Genomic DNA, 14,800 nt, shown 5'->3' with positions numbered 1-14,800 from the left:
CCACTCGCGGCCGAGGAAGCGTGCGGTGCCGGACAGGTCCTAGGAGGCTGCGCGTTCCTCGGTGGTGAGCCGGCGCCATTCGCGGGGGGTGAGGCCGTAGGCGCCGCGGAATCGGCGCGTGAAGTGAGAGGGATCGCGAAAGCCCCAGGAACGGGCGATATCGGTGATCGAACGACGCTCCTGCGAGCGGGCGAGGTCGGCCCGGGCGCCGGCCAGACGTCGGGTGACGATCCATTGTTCGAGAGTCGTGTGTGGCGGCTGGATCAGTCGGTAGAGCTGACGCAGCGAAATATTGTGTGCGGCGGCGATCACCGCGGGCCGTAGCTCCGGGTCACGCAGATGAGCTTCGATGTAGGCATTGATCCGGGCGGGGAGTGTGTCGTCCAGGGCTGCGGCCGCGTCCCTGTGCTCGCTGTCGGTGGATGCGAGCAGGGCGCGGACCAGGGCGATGCTCGCCTCACCGACGGCCGGCGCCTGACCATCGCAACTGACGGCGTCGGCTTGCCTGGTCAGCGTGGCCAGGTGCTGGCGGACCAGCGGAAACAGTGTGCTGGCCCCCAGTCTGGGGGCGGCGCGGCGCACCAGGTCGACCGGCAGCCCGAGCCGGTCGTAGGGGACGGACAGGGCGCTGGCGCAGCCGAGACCGGACCAGACGTAGTCGTAGGGGGCGGTGAGGTCGGAGAGGAGAAGGTCGCCGCGGCCGAGGTCGAGGGTGTGCTCGGCCTGGGAGCGGCGGGCCCTGCCGTACTCCTGAAGAGCCAGCGCAATGGTCTCGGGTGCGTCGCGGCGGATGTGCGTGGGAGTGCGGGTCATCCGCATGCCCGTGCCGTCGTGCCGCCACAGGAAGGCGTCACCGAAGTGCCACAGGTCGATCCGGGCACGGGGACTGCTGCCGGAGTCCTGATGCTGGAGGTGGCAGGCGGGGGTGGCGGTCAGCATCGCGGCGCGGACGGCCTCGGCCCGATCGCGCTCCGGTATGTCCGCGGTGTCGAGAACCAGCACCATGTCGCCTCTCCCCCGGCCGCTTCACAGCAGCGGCTCCTCCCCGGTCCCATCGTAATGACCAGGCACGAAGGGACGTTGCCTCCACCTGGCCGCCGCAGTCGTACCGCTCCGGTACGACGCAACGCCCAGTACTGGCCGGGACGGCGACTCAAGCAGCAGGCGGAGTCGGATGACTCAATCCCGTGCCGGGCCCGGCACGGGAGATTGAGGACACCGAGCACGACGGACCACCGGTGTGACAGCGCCGGCAGGACCGCCGTGCGAGCCCGGCCCACCGACACCTGTTCACCCACCGGAGGACCCGCATGCCCACCATCACCACCCGCGACGGCGCCGAGATCTTCTTCAAGGACTGGGGCGGCGGGCGCCCGGTCGTCTTCAGCCACGGCTGGCCGCTGAACGCCGACGCCTGGGACAACCAGGCCAACCTGGTCGCCTCGCACGGCTTCAGGGCCATCGCCCACGACCGGCGCGGGCACGGCCGCTCCTCCCAGACCTGGGACGGCAACCACATGGATCAGTACGCCGACGATCTCGCTGAACTGATCGAGCAGCTCGACCTGACCGATGCAGTCCTGGTCGGTCACTCCACCGGCGGCGGCGAGGTCGCCCACTACCTCGGCCGTCACGGCACCTCCCGGGTGTCCAAGGCCGTCCTGCTCGGTGCCGTCCCCCCTCTGATGCTCAAGACCGCGGCGAACCCCGAAGGCTCCCCGATCGAGAACTTCGACGCCATCCGGGCCGGCGTCGCCGCCGACCGCTCGCAGTTCTACCAGGACCTCAGTGCCCCGTTCTACGGCGCCAACCGCGCAGACGCGAGCGTCTCCCAGGGACTGCGCGACGCGTTCTGGCTGATGAGCATGCAGGTCGGCGTCAAGGGCGCCCTCGACTGCATCAAGGCGTTCTCGGAGACCGACTTCACCGAGGACCTCAAGAGCATCGACATTCCCGTCCTGGTCGCACACGGCGACGACGACCAGATCGTCCCCATCCAGGCCGCCGCCCTGCAGACCGTCGACTTCGTCAAGGACGCACAGCTCAAGGTCTACGCCGGCGCCCCGCACGGCCTGGTCGGCGACTTCGAGAAGGCGTTCAACGCCGACCTGCTCGCCTTCATCGCGAGCTGAACCACCTCCATCCGCCCGCGCCCGGGACACCGCACGCGCCCGCGCGTCCCGCAGCACCGCATGCCGGTGCCCCGGTCTTCTGCTCAACACCTGCTTCGAGGAGCCCTCATGTCCGATCACCCCGCCCAGATCCCCGCCGCCACCCTGGAGCGCGTTGCCGAGGCCAACGCCTCGGGCCGCACACCCGTCGTCTTCATCCACGGCCTCTGGCTCCTGCCCAACAGCTGGGACCGCTGGGCGACTCTGTTCGAGGCCGCCGGATACGCCCCGCTCTCCCCGGGATGGCCCGACGACCCGGACACCGTCGAAGAGGCCGCCGCCCACCCGGAGATCTTCGCCAACAAGTCGGTCGGCCAGGTCGCCGACCACTACAGCGCCGTGATCGGGCTCCTCGACCGCAGGCCCGCCGTCATCGGCCACTCCTTCGGCGGCCTCCTCGCCCAGATCGTCGCCGGCCGGGGTCTGGCGGCGGCAACCGTCGCCATCGACGCGGCGCCCTTCCGCGGTGTCCTGCCGCTGCCCGTCTCCGCCCTGCGCTCCTCACTGCCCGTGCTCGGCAACCCCGCCAACCGGCACCGTGCCGTGCCTCTCACCTTCGAGCAGTTCCGCTACGCCTTCGCCAACGCCGTCAGCGAGGAGGAGGCCCGCCGGCTCCACGACACCTACGCGGTCCCGGCGCCCGGAGCACCGCTCTTCCAGGCCGCCACCGCGAATTTCAACCCCTGGACCGAAGCCAAGGTCGACATCGACAACCCCGACCGCGGCCCCCTGCTGGTCGTCTCCGGCGAGAAGGACCACACCGTCCCGCATGCCATCTCCGCCGCCGCCTACAAGCGCCAGCTCCACAACCCCGGCCTCACCGAGTTCACCGAAATCCCGGACCGCGGGCACTCGCTGACCATCGACCACGGCTGGCGCGACGTCGCCGAGACCGCCCTCGCCTTCGTGCAGCGCTTCACCAACTAGCCCCAACCCACCCGAGAACCCGCCTCAGCCGGAGAACTCAATGCCGCACCTGTCCCCCGCCATCCGACGCGTCCCACGCAAGGCCGGCCCCGTCGCCGCACTAACCACACTGCTCGCCCTCGGCCTGACCCTCACCCCCGCCGCAGCCTCGAACACCAACGACTCCAAAACCGCCGGACCCAAGCCCACCATCGTGCTGGAGCATGGCGCGTTCGCCGACGCCTCCGGCTGGAACGACGTCATCCACACCCTGCAAAAACGCGGCTACACCGTCTACGCCCCGGCAAACCCGCTGCGCTCCCTGACCGGCGACACCGCATACCTCAAGTCGTTTCTGGCCACCATCCCGGGCCCCGTCGTCCTCGTCGGCCACTCCTACGGCGGCGCCGTCATCACCGGCGCCGCCACCGGCAACCCCGCGGTCAAGGCCCTGGTCTACATCGCCGCCTACGCCCCCGACCAGGGCGAAACCGTCGCCCAGGCCACCACCCTCGGCGGCGGGACCACCGACCTGCTGCAGCACATCACCGCCCGTCCCTTCCCCGGCGCCGCCACCGCAGACGCCGACGCCTACATCGACACCGCCCACTTCCGGGAGCTCTTCGCCCAGGACCTGCCGGCCGGCCAGGCCGCCCAGATGGCTGCCGCGCAACGCCCCGCCGCCTTCGCCACCCTCACCCAGCCCGCGGGCACACCCGCCTGGAAGACCATCCCTTCCTGGTACCTGATCGCCCGCAACGACCACACCATCCCCCCGGCCGCCGAGCGCGCCATGGCAACCCGTGCCAACGCCCATACCACCGAGATCAACAGCTCCCACGCCGCCATGGTCAGCCACCCCCACGCCGTCACCGACCTCATCCTCGACGCCGCCACGAGCTGACCCCAGCATCCACATCTACGATGCCCGGCCCAGCCCTCACAGCCTGCGCCGGGCATCGCACCGACCGTCGTGCACGCCAAGACCGGGTCACCAGCCTGTGCACCGAAACCGTCCCGGCCCGGACCAGGCCGGCCCGGTTCGCAGAACCGCCGCCGAACCACCCGTCATGACGTGGGCAGAACCCTGGCCACCAGCGAGGCATTCAGCCGGCCCGCCCGCCACAAGGTCGGCACCAGACCCCACAGGGCAGGCCGACAAACGACTTCGAGGATCAGACCACGGCACCAAGCTGTGGGTCCGGCAGAACGGCAGACGCGTGATGACCCCGATGCTGGTGGTCCTGCCGGCGATCGGCTCCACGGACCTGCGGTTCACACTGGATTCCGTCCCCGCCGTCTACGCACTGACCGAGGAGCCGTACATCGTCCTCACCGCCAACGCGTTCGCCCTGATGGGCCTGCGCCGGCTGTACTTCCTCATCGGCGGCCTGCTCAAGAGGCTCGCCCACCTCACGTACGGGCTGGCGATCATCCTCGGCTTCATCGGCGTCGAACTCGTGCTGCACACCCTGCACACCCTGCACGCCCTGCACGGGCCGCTCGTCGGCCGCCCACCGGCCCCTCGCCCTGCTCGACCTCGACGGCAAGCCAACCGACAGCGGGAACGCATTCCGCGCGGCTGGACGGCCTTCTTCGCCGCTGCATCGCACGATCCGCCGTCGCCCGAGGGACCTGGCGCTCGCCCTGGATCACGCAGGCGCAAGGTCATTCGCCTCACCGGCCGCCCGGAGTGCCGCCAGAGCGCCCCGGGGTCGGTTACCGCGCAGGCCTGCGGCCGGGCCCCGTATTCCGCATCGCAGGCCGCCTTCTCCGGCATGGCGTAGGCATGCCGGGCAGTCCTACGGGGAGGTGTTCTGCCTTCCCCTGCCACTTCGTGTCATGCATGCTTCGGTCCGATGCGGCAGGGGAGTCCGATGAATGCGAGGCCGAAGGGCCGGCTTCAAGGTCCCGCGAGCTCGATGCCGTTCTCCTCGGACTCTCGCGGAACGCCTGGGCGTAATGCCGTACATGAACCCGATCGACGAGACGCACGTAAGCCTGCCAAGCCTGGTCGTCGTCGTCGTCGACGTCGCGGCCGCCGACGACACATCGCCCGCCTTCCAACAACTGCTCGCCGCCGACCGATGGGCAACGGTGACAGCGAAGCGGACGACGCGGACGTCGGCCATGCGGCGCATCCACCGCCGGAGGCCCGCAGGCCCCCAAAGGGACTGCCGTCCGCCCCCGGCAGGTACGTTTCGGGGGGCGGATGGTGTCGCTACGCCGCGAATGTTGCCGCAGACCGACTCGCGTGGCTCGTCGTTCAGTCGGGTGTCTCGGCCGAGTCGGCCGGTTCAGCGTCGTTGCCCAGGGCGGACCGCTCGATGCCGTGGTTGGTCACGGCTCAATCGGCCAGCGCCAGAAATCGCCTGACGCTGCCGAGTCCCGTCTTGAGGCCGTTACGACTCAGCCACCGCTCTTTCGACGGAACGACCGCTGACTCGCGGCCGGGCCGTGCGTGCCGTGGACCTTCGACGTGTTGGTGCTCGCAGTGAGGGCGGCGTCCGCCTGCGTACCACGCTTGCGCGCCAGAGCCTCCCGGAACTTGCGCTTCAAGTCGTCCTGGGCATCATCGTCGGGCGAGAGGGAACGGCTCTCGCCGTCTACCGGCTCTTCGGGCAATGGAGACTCTGCAGCCATGGTGACCTCCTGGTAGCGGGCAGTGGGAAGCACAGCTTGTCACGGCGGACACCGCACCCCGGTCCCCGGGGCGTCCGCGCCGCCCATCCCGCCTTCCCTCCCACGGCGAACGGCCGCAACCGGAACGCCCCCGCCTGTTGGAAGGCGCCGAGGAGGATCACCGTGCTTCAGGGAGCAAGCGGCACGGCAGGGCTCGCTCCGTGACTCCGTTCTCCCCGTCCGGCTCGACCTGAAACAGGTGGGCCTGCGGCGTGCGGATCACCGTCTCCGCCAGGAGGCCGTCCGTGAAGAGGGCGCCGACACCGTCCTCCAGCGCCCACCCGGCGGGGAGCGCGCCTGCGGCCACGGCTGCTTGGCAGGAGAAGCGGCGGCCCGGTTCACTGTCATAGTGCGGGCAGACCGAGCCGGGCAGCAGGCCCAGCCCGTCATTGATCAGCTTGCCGCCGTCGAACCCGCGCCTGTCGGATCCGACGACGGCGTCCGCCTTGACCGACTGGTTCGATCGACAGTCTTCAAGATGGGTACGGGTAGCAACCACTTACGTGTCGGGATGCTCCGGCAGGGCGAGCCAGTCCGACCAGGAGATCTCGCGGCCGAGGAAGCGCGGCTGCCCGAACGGCCAGTCGGCGGCGATCCACTGCGGCACCAGCGCGTCGAGGGCCTGCTCGACCTTGCTGCCCACCAGCTCGTCCACCACCCACCAGGAGATCTCGCCGTCCGCGCCGGCCCTCTCCGGTGGGTCGATGTAGACGCAGCCGAGCAGAGCTGTCTCCGCCGCGTCGAACAGCGCGTAGTTGAACGACAGGTGTGCGGCGATCTCCTTCTCGTGCCGCAACAGGTCGGCCTGGTCGGCCTCGTAGGTCATGGTGGCCGCGGGCCAGCCCCAGGCCGGGCCGAAGATGGTCCACAGCCGCTCGCGCGAACCCATCACAGCCGGATAGTCGAGCGGGGTGTCCGCCTCCCGGATCGGCCGCAGGTGATGACCACCGCCCGGCAGCGGTACCAGGACGGGGTGGACGAAGTGATCGGGAAGCCAGCTCATGGCGCCCGACCGTAGCAGCGCGCGGCCGTCCGCTCCCCTGAATTTTCCCCGTACACCGCCAGGCCCCGCTCTCATGCCGGGCGGGGCACGCGATCACCCGACCGAACTCCCGTTCGATCGGCAGACTCCATGATCGGTATGGCAACGGCTTCCGAGACAGACGCTACTTGGCCCGCTCGGGCGAATGCCTGCCGCCCGCGGCCTGCGTGCTCCGTCGCGGCGAGCAACGGTCGAAAATCGGTGGCCACCGGTGCCGGCCGAGCCCACGCTGTACGCCATGGAAGAACCGCACCGCAGGATCCGCGCGCTCCACACGGCGTCCACGATCACCGTCTACCAGGCTTACTCCCCTGAAATCGGACTGCCCGCCGTCCGCGACGGCCGCTTTCCTTCCGCGTGGCTGCGGCATCGTATGACGTGGATCGTCAAGCCGCGTTCACAGACCTCAACAGGCGGTTCTCCAGGAGCCAGAACTGGCCTTCCACGCCCCGGAGGTCGGCCCCGCCGGGGCGTCCCGCATCCGCGCCATGATGGTCCATGCCGTCGAACTCGCTGCCGCAGCGGACCAGTTCGTCGACCGCGGTCGGAGGAGCTGCGGCGTGCCGATTGCGGCTACGCGCAGATGTCGGCACGGCGGCTGACCATGGGTCAGGACGTGATGTCCACCAGGACTTTGCCGACCGCGCCGCTTTCCACTGCCCGGTGTGCGTCGGCAGTGCGGTGGAGCGGGAGACGGAGCAGTGGCAGGCCGTGTTCTTCGCCGACCGGCAGGGCGCCGTCGCGGACCGCGGCGGCGACGTCCTCGACGGCCGCAGCGCGTGCCTCCGGGCCTGCCGTGTAGAGCACCAGGAACTGAAGGCGTGTGTTGAGCACCATGTTCTGCAGCACGTTCAGTTCGACCGGCTTGCCGCCGTCGTTGGCGTAGGTCGCGATCGTGCCGCGCGTCCGTAGCACGGCCAGGTCCAGTGCGAGGTTCGCGCCGAGCGCCACCTCGGCGATGATGTCGACGCCGTCCGGGGCGATCTTGCGGATCTCGGTGGCCGGGTCGCCTTCGCGATAGTTGATCACGTGGTGAGCGCCGGCGGCGGTGGCCAGCCGGGCCTTCTCCGGGCCGCTGACCGTGCTGATCACGGTGGCGCCGGCCCAGCGGGCGAGCTGGATCACGGCGTGCCCGACCGCCCCGGCCCCGCCCGCGGCGAGCACGACCTGGTCGTCGAGCGCCCCGGGACGGAGACGGCCGGGTCCGTCCTCGGTGACGGTGAGCGCGCGATGAGCGGTCAGCGCGGGGACGCCGAGTGAGGCACCGAGGCCGAAGCCGGCATCGTCGGGCAGCGGCACGGCCCGCTCGGCGGGTACGACGGTGTACTCGGCGGCGGTGCCGGTGGGCCGCCCGGCGGCGGCCATGTACAGCCAGACCCGCTGGCCGGTCCGGCTCTGCTCGACCCCCTCGCCCACGGCCTCGATCACACCGGCACCGTCCAGGTGCGGGGTGACCTCGGCGAACAGCTTGGCATGGGCGACGCCTGAGCGGGCTTGCCAGTCGGTCGGGTTGACTCCGGACACGGCGACCCGGACACGGACCTCGCCGGGGCCGGGTACGGGCAGGTCCCGGTCGACTAACTGGAGAACCTCGGGGCCGCCGTTGTCGCGGTAGATGATGGCTTTCATGATCTGTCCTTAGATCCTTGGCGGACATGGGCTGTGCGCCGTGGTCGGGTGCCCGGGCTGTGATCGCGAGCCGGGCCCGGTTGGTTCCCGTCAGCCGATGGGGACTTCGTTGGAGCGGGACTCGATGACGTCGAGGGTGGCGAGGGTCGCGGCGTCGAGGGCGATCTCGTCGGCCGCGATGTTGGCCTCCAGGTGGGCGGCGTTGGCGGTACCGGGGATGAGCAGCACGTTCGGGGCGCGGCGCAGCAGCGCGACGGCGTCGCTGCGGCGGTCGTGCAGGCGCTCGAGCTGCAAGGCGCCGTGACCGATCCGGAAAACGGTGCGGGCTGCTAACGAAGCGGTCGAGGTGGTCATGACGCTGTCTCCTCGGCCGGTGACTGCAAGGCGGTGTGCAGCAGTTCGGCCAGGTAGAGCGCCATCACCCGGTCGGTGATCGGGATGACCTGCTCCTGGGCCTCGGCCGGGTCGAGGTGCTCGACCTTGACCAGGTGGGCCATGACGCAGTCGTGCACCATGGCGCGCATCCGGTCGATCGTGTCGACGACGATGCCGCGGATGGCCGGGTTGGTGGTCGCCTCGGCCCAGGTCTGCACGCCGACGCGGGCTTCGGCGGGGTCGATCGCGGCGATCAGGCGGGCGAGCAGTTCGTCGGGGCCGGGCGGGGTGTCGCTCGCGGCGTAGTCGCCGAGGGCTTCGGCGCGCTTGGTGAGCACCGCGTGGGCGGAGGCCTGGACCAGGTCGGCCTTGCTGCGGTAGTGGGCGTAGATCGAGCCGTTCGAGAGGCCGGACTCGGCCGTGATGTCGGCGATCGAGGTCCGCTCCAGGCCGTTGCGGCTGAAGCAGCGTACGGCGGCCTCGGTGATCTGGGTGCGTCGAAGTTCCTTGCGTGCGTCGGTAAGCCGCGGCACTGCACCCTCCAGCAAAAGGAATCGCTGCTCTGCTTGTAGTGCCCATCATACAGATTCGCCGCTCTGTTTGGCTTGGGGCGAGTCACGGGTGGACAAGCCCGGCCGTGGACTACGCCCAGCGCTGGGACCTCTCCGAAGTCCTGCGGCTGCTTCGCCCAGGAGGCCACCGGCCACGACGCGGCAACCAAGGGCTGTCCCGCTGTTCGCTCGTCCACACCCCTCGCCCGCTACAGCGACTGACCGGCGGCCGACTGGCCAGATCGGGCACCAGGAATTCGCTTGGGCCCACCCGCGGACGATGCGTACCCTGTCGAACCATGTGCTACCACGCGTTCAACGGCGCCTTCCGGCACTACGTGTGCGTCGCGTGCCGGCTCGCCTTCCAGGGCAGCGCGTGGCCGATCCGGAAGCACATCTGTCCTGGCTGTCGTGGACAGCTCGTCTTCGCCGGCTACGACTTCGCCGCGCCCCGGCGACGCGACACGAAGGCATGGTCCGTCGTTGCGACCGTTCTCGCGGAGGGGCTGACCTACGATCACCGCCCTGGCTGCGGCTGCTCGCGGCTCCCCTCCTTCCGGCCCCGGACCCGAGCGCAGGTGAGCGTCCGGCGACGCGCGGCCGAGCGGCTGGGTCTGCCTCTGGCGGTGACCCTCGCTCGCCGCGACGCCTTCACCTCGGAGAGCCGCGACGAGCAACCACCCTCGCCGTCGGCCGCGAAGCGCGACACGACCTGAGCGTCGCGCCGACGCGGCATGATGGCCCGCATGGCCAACGCCGTGGATCTGCATCCCGTACGGTCTGCTCTCCCACGGTCGGCGGCAGCGAAGAGGCACCATGGCAACCGCTGCCACCGGCGCCCCAGTTGTGATCGAGAGACCAGGGTCGGCGCACGGCCCTGGAGGCTCTCCCCCGCGAGCCGTGGTCGTACCGCACAACGCGGAACGAGTACTTGTACTGACAGCGGCAGAGCCTTCGGATCGGCGAGTATCGGCGTCGACGCAAAGGTCTGTGAACGAGCCTTGACAGGATCATCAAGCAGCGTTCACAGACCTTTGCCGCCATGGGACCCGTGAGCGATGCCCCCGGTTGTGCCCTGATCACCGGTCAGGGATGTAGGTGTGCCAGGAGTTCTGCACTGGCGGGGTACTCCTGTTCCTGGGGGAGCAGTCGGGTGGCTGAGTCCAGTTCGCCGTCCCTGACGAGTGCGTGGATCTCGTTGGCGAGCGGGGTCACGTCGCTGATGGACACTATCCACTCGTCCGCGTAACGCGACGATGCCTCACCCGAGAGCCCCAGTTGCAGCGAGCGGTACGGCAAGGGACGCAGGTTCAGGTCGCGTTCGGGATCCCACTGGACACGGGCCGGTGCGCGCTTGAGGACACGCTGCCAGGTGCCGCGATCGGGATGCAGTCCGCGAACGTAACTCGACAGGCAGGCATGGCGCAGCGCCCAGTCGAAGCCGTCGCGAGTGATCTCGACGGCAAGGACGGTCTCCTGACCCTCCTTCGTGCCCCAGCCGGAGCGGTACATCATCCACATGAAACTGGGTTTGATCCACGTCATGCGGCCAGGCTTCCACGCGGCGGGGAAACGACCCTTGCGGGCGGCGGGTCCGCCGATCTCCGGGCGGTACGCCTGGTAGACGGTGATCGTGGACGCCGTGTGGAGCGCGCGGATCCTGCGGTGCGGTTCTTCCATGGCGTACAGCGTGGGCTCGGCCGACTCTGTTGACCACCGATTTTCGACCGTTGCGCAACGCGACGGAGCACGCCGGCCGCGGGCGGCAGGCAGTCGCCCGTGCGGGCCAAGTAGCGTCCGGAGTCAGGACGGAGGTTCCTCCGTGCAGCCGCCGGTCCGGACATCACGGATATATCGAGCGCGTGCTGCAACGTCGGCTGGGCTCTCCAGGGCAGCGATGTCGTAGCCCCAGTTCTTGAGTGCGTCCAGACAGCGGTTGCGGTTGTAGCGATTGGTACTGGTGGCGAGGAGGCGATGGACGCGGCGTCCGAGTTCGTCTCTGTGACAAATGAGGGCGGGATGCTCGATCAAGGGGATGGCGGCAACGACCGCGGCCTCACGAACAGCAGTGTTTTCGTGGCCCAGGAAAGCTGAAACGGCACGGTAGAACGTGGGGCGGTGGTCCAGGAAGACGCGCATTTCTGGATAATCGTCGAGGTCGTCACTGTTGAAGTGACGCTCGACGACGGCAAGGCGCTCGTCGTCGGCGTCGTAGGCGAGTGATCCAAGCCAGTCCAGCAGAGCCGCCCTCACCGGACAGTCTCTTTCCGAGTCAGCCCGACGGCCAGGCCCGACGGTCGCCGTTGCGGGGTGGGCGAGGATCGCGGCCACATACAGCGCTACGGGGAGCGTGGCTTCGTAGAAGCTGTTCTGATGGCATACCGGCTCCAGTTCGCTGATGGCCCTGATCTGAATCGTCGGGTCGGCGTCGAGGAGGCGAGGCAGCGTGGCCGACAAAAATCCGCCGTTCCCTCTCGCGGTGCCGAGTGAGGCCCAAGCCGTGCCGTCCAACAACGACTGATGATCAGGCAGTTCATCGGGCGTCAGATTGTCAGTCTGCTGATTCTCGCTGGTCACGAGGCAAAGGCTACGACGGACGCTCAAGATCTGGCATCGGGCTTCGTGCGCGGCCAGGGATGCGTGGTGCCGACTCACGAAAGGTCTGTGAGCACGGCTTGACATGGATCACCAAGCCGCGTTCACAGACCCCACCGGCCGCTGGCGTCGTGACCGTGGACCTTAGCGGGGTTGGGGTTCGTGGAGACGGATGGTCATCCTCACCGTCACGTCGTCTCCTGCCGAAAGGCCGCTCGGCTTACGCACAGCGATCTTGAGCGGCAGGAGGTAGCTGCTGTCCTTGGGGAAGAGCGACGTCTGGAAGGCGACCTCGCCGATCCGAGCCTCGACCGGGATCACACCCCAGCCGTAGGTGGCCAGTGCGGCCACCTCGCGGATGTCGGCGGACTCCTCGTCCGGCACACGCACGAAGTAGTACGGCGACGGTCCGCGCCATTCGGTCACTCGACCGGAGAAGACAAACTCCATGAGGTCAGTCTCCTTCCTCGATGACGGCCAAGGTACGCGATCGACCCGGCGTAGGTCTCCGGTCTTCTCACCCCTCGACGAAGTAGGCGTACGGCGCCACCGAGACTGCCTCCGAGACGGCGCGTTCGTCGTCCTCGTCGGCTTCGGGATCGAGGTCACGGGCCCACAGTGAGTGCATGGACCACACGGAGAATCCGGCATGGAAGTCGTGGCCGATGTCTGAAGGCGTACTCGTGTACCCCAGGGCGTGGAGGTCCGCGACGACGTCATCGAGAAAACGATGGGTCAATTGAACCCCGTCGTAGTGCACTTCGGCAGGGCCGCCTTCACCGCTGTAGTGGATCTCTACGAGTTCGACCGTCTCGTCAGCGGCGTAGGTGATCACCAGCATAGGAGTGGTGGTGTAGACGGCCCGCTGTCCGCCGGGGCCGTGATACGGCGGCCCGAGGCGCTCTTCGACCTGCGAACGCCGGTCACCGATACTGACCGTGTTGACGCCGAGCCCCGGAATGATCTCCATGTCGGCCATCCTGCCAGGGGCAAAGCGCCAAGGACTCAACGGTCTGGAGCAGTAGGCAAGTTCTCGGACGCGTGCCAGGGAAAGGTCTGCGAACACGGCTTGACATGGATCAAACCCAGCTTCCTGTGGATGATGTACCGCTCCAACTGGGGTACGAGCACCGGGCAGGAGACCGTTCTTGCCGTCGAGATCGATCGCGACGGCTTCGACTGGGCGTTGCGGCACGCCTGCCTGTCGAGCTACGTTCGCGGGCTGCATCCCGATCGCAGTACCTGGCAGCGTGACCTCAAGCACGCACCGTCCCGCGTCCAGTGGGATCCCGAACGCGACCTGAACCTGCGTCCCTTGCCGTACCGCTCGCTGCAACTGGGGCTCTCGGGCACGACATCGTCACGCTACGCGGACGAGTGGACCGTGTCCATCAGCGACGTGACCCCGCTCGCCCGCGAGATACGCGCGCTCGTCAGCCGTGGCGATCCTGACTTGGCCGCCCAACTCCTCCCCCAGGAAAAGCCGTACGCCGCCGGTGACGAACTACTGGCCCATCTGCGCCCCTGACCGCAGGTCCGGACAGGGAGGCCGGCATCTCCCAGGGCCACACGGAAGCACATGATCGCCGGGCGGACGTCAATCTGGATGACCTCCCACCGCAGGGCCGCTGTCCGTCCCACCCGCGAGGCGGGCAACGCACCGGCAGCCGTCACAGTCACGCCGCCACCAGCGTGGATGAGGTCTGCGAACGCTGCTTGACGATCCATGCCAAGGATCGCCCACAGACCGTTTTCGAGCTGGGCCGGACTCGGACCGACCTGCTCCGGAAGCGCCGCTCGCGATGAGGCCGTGACCCTCGTACGAGACGACCATCACCAGGTCGTGGCCGCTGTCGGGATACGACGCGAAGCCAATTCCTGGGAGTCCGTCCCCCATTCGTGCCGCTCTCGCCGTTTCACCGCGGTTCACTCCACGATCGGCATGATCATGCCGATGTGGAGACCTGTCTGATCGTGTGTGAGGAGGCGATCGGTGAGTAACCGGCATATGCAAAAGATGCTGCGGCAGATGGCGAGCGGGGCGACGTCGCGGCCGGCTAGCGTCCACTCGTCCGCGTAGCGTCGTACGGCCTCACCGGAGAGGCCGAGTTGCAGCGACCGGTACGGCAGGCGCCACAGGGGCTGCCCGCAGTCAGTCGGCCGCTGGGGTCAGCCCGACCCGGTAGGCGAGGACGACCGCCTGGACCCGGTCGCGCAGGCCGAGTTTGGCCAGGATCCGCGAAACGTAGGTCTTGACCGTCTCGGGGGTGATGAACAGCGCCGTGGCAATCTCCGCGTTGGACAGCCCCTCGGCGATCTGCCGGAGCACGTCGAGCTCGCGGGGGGTCAGCGCGCGTACGAGGTCTTCCCTGGCCTGCCGGGAGGTGTCGGCCGGCCGCAGGTGCTCGGCGAAGTGACCTATGAGGTGGCGGGTGACGGCGGGCGCCAGCAGGGCCTCGCCCCGGGCGACCGTCCGAATCCCGTTCACCAGCTCCGCGGGAGGCGCGTCCTTGAGGAGGAAGCCGCTGGCTCCGGCCCGCAGCGCGTCGTAGACGTAGGCATCGACGTTGAACGTGGTGACGACCAGCACCTTCGGCGGGAACTGGGCATCGGGACCGGCCAGTTGCCGGGTCGCCTGGATGCCGTCGAGCAGAGGCATCCGGATGTCCATCACCACCACGTCGGGCCGCAGTCGCCGTGCGGCTTCCACTGCCGCGTGCCCGTTCTCGGCCTCCCCGACGACCTCGAGATCGGGCTGCGCGGAGAAGATGGTGACGTAGCCGGTCCGCACCAGCGCCTGGTCGTCGCAGACGAGTACACGGACGGTTTGCGGCGCATCGCTCACGGGG

Annotated in this window: 17 protein-coding genes and 4 pseudogenes; 8 read left to right on the top strand and 13 right to left on the bottom strand. The window is 68.9% G+C overall.

Annotated elements, in window-relative coordinates:
- Positions 1 to 39: 39 nt before the first annotated feature.
- Positions 40 to 1,005: a helix-turn-helix domain-containing protein gene (locus tag OG410_RS40665; protein ID WP_329303767.1), complete on the bottom strand. Its 966-nt coding sequence runs from the start codon at positions 1,003 to 1,005 to the stop codon at positions 40 to 42.
- A gap of 305 nt (positions 1,006 to 1,310) precedes the next feature.
- Here OG410_RS40665 and OG410_RS40660 point away from each other — a divergent pair, with 305 nt between their 5' ends.
- From OG410_RS40660 to OG410_RS40640, 5 genes and pseudogenes are all read left to right on the top strand, one after another.
- The gene (locus OG410_RS40660; protein ID WP_329303766.1) at positions 1,311 to 2,132 is read left to right on the top strand and encodes an alpha/beta fold hydrolase; all 822 of its coding nucleotides are present in this window, start codon (positions 1,311 to 1,313) and stop codon (positions 2,130 to 2,132) included.
- A 108-nt stretch (positions 2,133 to 2,240) separates the two neighbouring features.
- Positions 2,241 to 3,098 carry an alpha/beta hydrolase gene (locus tag OG410_RS40655; RefSeq protein ID WP_329303765.1) on the top strand — a complete coding sequence of 286 codons (858 nt, stop codon included), beginning with the start codon at positions 2,241 to 2,243 and terminating at the stop codon, positions 3,096 to 3,098.
- Between the two features lie 40 nt (positions 3,099 to 3,138).
- The gene (locus OG410_RS40650) at positions 3,139 to 3,981 is read left to right on the top strand and encodes an alpha/beta fold hydrolase (protein ID WP_329303764.1); all 843 of its coding nucleotides are present in this window, start codon (positions 3,139 to 3,141) and stop codon (positions 3,979 to 3,981) included.
- A gap of 274 nt (positions 3,982 to 4,255) precedes the next feature.
- Positions 4,256 to 4,594: pseudogene (locus OG410_RS40645) on the top strand (TerC family protein); the annotation flags it as partial.
- Between the two features lie 364 nt (positions 4,595 to 4,958).
- Entirely contained in the window at positions 4,959 to 5,453 is a 495-nt protein-coding gene (locus tag OG410_RS40640; RefSeq protein ID WP_329303763.1) for a DUF6207 family protein, read from the top strand.
- Positions 5,454 to 5,486: 33 nt separating this feature from the next.
- On the opposite strand, the gene OG410_RS40635 is transcribed toward OG410_RS40640, so the two are convergent.
- The 3 genes and pseudogenes from OG410_RS40635 to OG410_RS40625 all read right to left on the bottom strand — a co-directional run bounded on the left by OG410_RS40635 (position 5,487) and on the right by OG410_RS40625 (position 6,762).
- Positions 5,487 to 5,720, bottom strand: a complete 234-nt coding sequence (locus OG410_RS40635) for a DUF5302 domain-containing protein (protein WP_329303762.1) — start codon at positions 5,718 to 5,720, stop codon at positions 5,487 to 5,489.
- Positions 5,721 to 5,877: 157 nt separating this feature from the next.
- Positions 5,878 to 6,153 (bottom strand): annotated as a pseudogene (locus tag OG410_RS40630) (peptidase E); the annotation flags it as partial.
- A 105-nt stretch (positions 6,154 to 6,258) separates the two neighbouring features.
- On the bottom strand, positions 6,259 to 6,762 hold the full coding sequence (locus tag OG410_RS40625; protein ID WP_329303761.1) for an N-acetyltransferase: 504 nt from the start codon (positions 6,760 to 6,762) through the stop codon (positions 6,259 to 6,261).
- A gap of 277 nt (positions 6,763 to 7,039) precedes the next feature.
- Between OG410_RS40625 and OG410_RS40620 the strand changes: the two are divergent.
- Positions 7,040 to 7,186: pseudogene (locus tag OG410_RS40620) on the top strand (DUF4291 family protein); the annotation flags it as partial.
- A 224-nt stretch (positions 7,187 to 7,410) separates the two neighbouring features.
- On the opposite strand, the gene OG410_RS40615 reads toward OG410_RS40620, so the two are convergent.
- The 3 genes from OG410_RS40615 to OG410_RS40605 form a co-directional block, all read right to left on the bottom strand.
- On the bottom strand, positions 7,411 to 8,430 hold the full coding sequence (locus OG410_RS40615) for an NADPH:quinone reductase (protein WP_329303760.1): 1,020 nt from the start codon (positions 8,428 to 8,430) through the stop codon (positions 7,411 to 7,413).
- A 90-nt stretch (positions 8,431 to 8,520) separates the two neighbouring features.
- Positions 8,521 to 8,784: a hypothetical protein gene (locus tag OG410_RS40610; RefSeq protein WP_329303759.1), complete on the bottom strand. Its 264-nt coding sequence runs from the start codon at positions 8,782 to 8,784 to the stop codon at positions 8,521 to 8,523.
- A complete protein-coding gene (locus OG410_RS40605; protein ID WP_329303758.1) occupies positions 8,781 to 9,338 on the bottom strand; it encodes a TetR/AcrR family transcriptional regulator in 558 nt (185 codons plus the stop codon). The genes OG410_RS40610 and OG410_RS40605 overlap by 4 nt, the downstream gene beginning before the upstream one ends.
- Before the next feature lie 317 nt (positions 9,339 to 9,655).
- Between OG410_RS40605 and OG410_RS40600 the strand changes: the two genes are divergently transcribed.
- Complete coding sequence (locus OG410_RS40600; RefSeq protein ID WP_329303757.1) at positions 9,656 to 10,072, top strand: hypothetical protein; 417 nt, start codon at positions 9,656 to 9,658, stop codon at positions 10,070 to 10,072.
- A 370-nt stretch (positions 10,073 to 10,442) separates the two neighbouring features.
- On the opposite strand, the gene OG410_RS40595 is transcribed toward OG410_RS40600, so the two are convergent.
- From OG410_RS40595 to OG410_RS40580, 4 genes are all read right to left on the bottom strand, one after another.
- Positions 10,443 to 11,036 carry a DUF4291 domain-containing protein gene (locus OG410_RS40595; protein WP_329303756.1) on the bottom strand — a complete coding sequence of 198 codons (594 nt, stop codon included), beginning with the start codon at positions 11,034 to 11,036 and terminating at the stop codon, positions 10,443 to 10,445.
- A gap of 123 nt (positions 11,037 to 11,159) precedes the next feature.
- Positions 11,160 to 11,933, bottom strand: coding sequence for a hypothetical protein (locus OG410_RS40590; protein ID WP_329303755.1), 774 nt, complete (start codon positions 11,931 to 11,933; stop codon positions 11,160 to 11,162).
- Positions 11,934 to 12,095: 162 nt separating this feature from the next.
- Positions 12,096 to 12,401, bottom strand: a complete 306-nt coding sequence (locus tag OG410_RS40585) for a DUF1905 domain-containing protein (protein WP_329303754.1) — start codon at positions 12,399 to 12,401, stop codon at positions 12,096 to 12,098.
- 67 nt (positions 12,402 to 12,468) lie between these two features.
- The gene (locus tag OG410_RS40580; RefSeq protein ID WP_329303753.1) at positions 12,469 to 12,921 is read right to left on the bottom strand and encodes a hypothetical protein; all 453 of its coding nucleotides are present in this window, start codon (positions 12,919 to 12,921) and stop codon (positions 12,469 to 12,471) included.
- On the opposite strand from OG410_RS40580, the gene OG410_RS42760 reads away from it, so the two are divergent.
- The gene (locus OG410_RS42760) at positions 12,817 to 13,479 is read left to right on the top strand and encodes a DUF4291 domain-containing protein (protein ID WP_443063940.1); all 663 of its coding nucleotides are present in this window, start codon (positions 12,817 to 12,819) and stop codon (positions 13,477 to 13,479) included. The two genes, OG410_RS40580 and OG410_RS42760, sit on opposite strands and share 105 nt — an antisense overlap.
- Positions 13,480 to 13,982: 503 nt before the next feature.
- Here OG410_RS42760 and OG410_RS40570 read toward each other — a convergent pair.
- Positions 13,983 to 14,081: pseudogene (locus tag OG410_RS40570) on the bottom strand (DUF4291 domain-containing protein); the annotation flags it as partial.
- Between the two features lie 22 nt (positions 14,082 to 14,103).
- A complete protein-coding gene (locus OG410_RS40565; RefSeq protein WP_329303752.1) occupies positions 14,104 to 14,796 on the bottom strand; it encodes a response regulator transcription factor in 693 nt (230 codons plus the stop codon).
- Between the last annotated feature and the right edge of the window lie 4 nt (positions 14,797 to 14,800).

This window comes from Streptomyces sp. NBC_00659 (genome assembly GCF_036226925.1).
In the GTDB taxonomy this organism is placed as follows: domain Bacteria; phylum Actinomycetota; class Actinomycetes; order Streptomycetales; family Streptomycetaceae; genus Streptomyces.
This window is presented reverse-complemented; position numbering and strand designations above follow the sequence as displayed.

Excerpts from the sequence above, each read along its gene's own strand:
- OG410_RS40610 (WP_329303759.1), bottom strand. The coding sequence starts at position 8,784 with ATGACCACCTCGACCGCTTCGTTAGCAGCCCGCACCGTTTTCCGGATC.
- OG410_RS40580 (WP_329303753.1), bottom strand. The coding sequence starts at position 12,921 with ATGGAGATCATTCCGGGGCTCGGCGTCAACACGGTCAGTATCGGTGAC.
- OG410_RS40655 (WP_329303765.1), top strand. The coding sequence starts at position 2,241 with ATGTCCGATCACCCCGCCCAGATCCCCGCCGCCACCCTGGAGCGCGTT.
- OG410_RS40650 (WP_329303764.1), top strand. The coding sequence starts at position 3,139 with ATGCCGCACCTGTCCCCCGCCATCCGACGCGTCCCACGCAAGGCCGGC.
- OG410_RS40640 (WP_329303763.1), top strand. The coding sequence starts at position 4,959 with ATGCGAGGCCGAAGGGCCGGCTTCAAGGTCCCGCGAGCTCGATGCCGT.
- OG410_RS40615 (WP_329303760.1), bottom strand. The coding sequence starts at position 8,430 with ATGAAAGCCATCATCTACCGCGACAACGGCGGCCCCGAGGTTCTCCAG.
- OG410_RS40665 (WP_329303767.1), bottom strand. The coding sequence starts at position 1,005 with ATGGTGCTGGTTCTCGACACCGCGGACATACCGGAGCGCGATCGGGCC.
- OG410_RS40635 (WP_329303762.1), bottom strand. The coding sequence starts at position 5,720 with ATGGCTGCAGAGTCTCCATTGCCCGAAGAGCCGGTAGACGGCGAGAGC.
- OG410_RS40600 (WP_329303757.1), top strand. The coding sequence starts at position 9,656 with ATGTGCTACCACGCGTTCAACGGCGCCTTCCGGCACTACGTGTGCGTC.
- OG410_RS40585 (WP_329303754.1), bottom strand. The coding sequence starts at position 12,401 with ATGGAGTTTGTCTTCTCCGGTCGAGTGACCGAATGGCGCGGACCGTCG.
- OG410_RS40660 (WP_329303766.1), top strand. The coding sequence starts at position 1,311 with ATGCCCACCATCACCACCCGCGACGGCGCCGAGATCTTCTTCAAGGAC.
- OG410_RS40625 (WP_329303761.1), bottom strand. The coding sequence starts at position 6,762 with ATGAGCTGGCTTCCCGATCACTTCGTCCACCCCGTCCTGGTACCGCTG.
- OG410_RS40595 (WP_329303756.1), bottom strand. The coding sequence starts at position 11,036 with ATGGAAGAACCGCACCGCAGGATCCGCGCGCTCCACACGGCGTCCACG.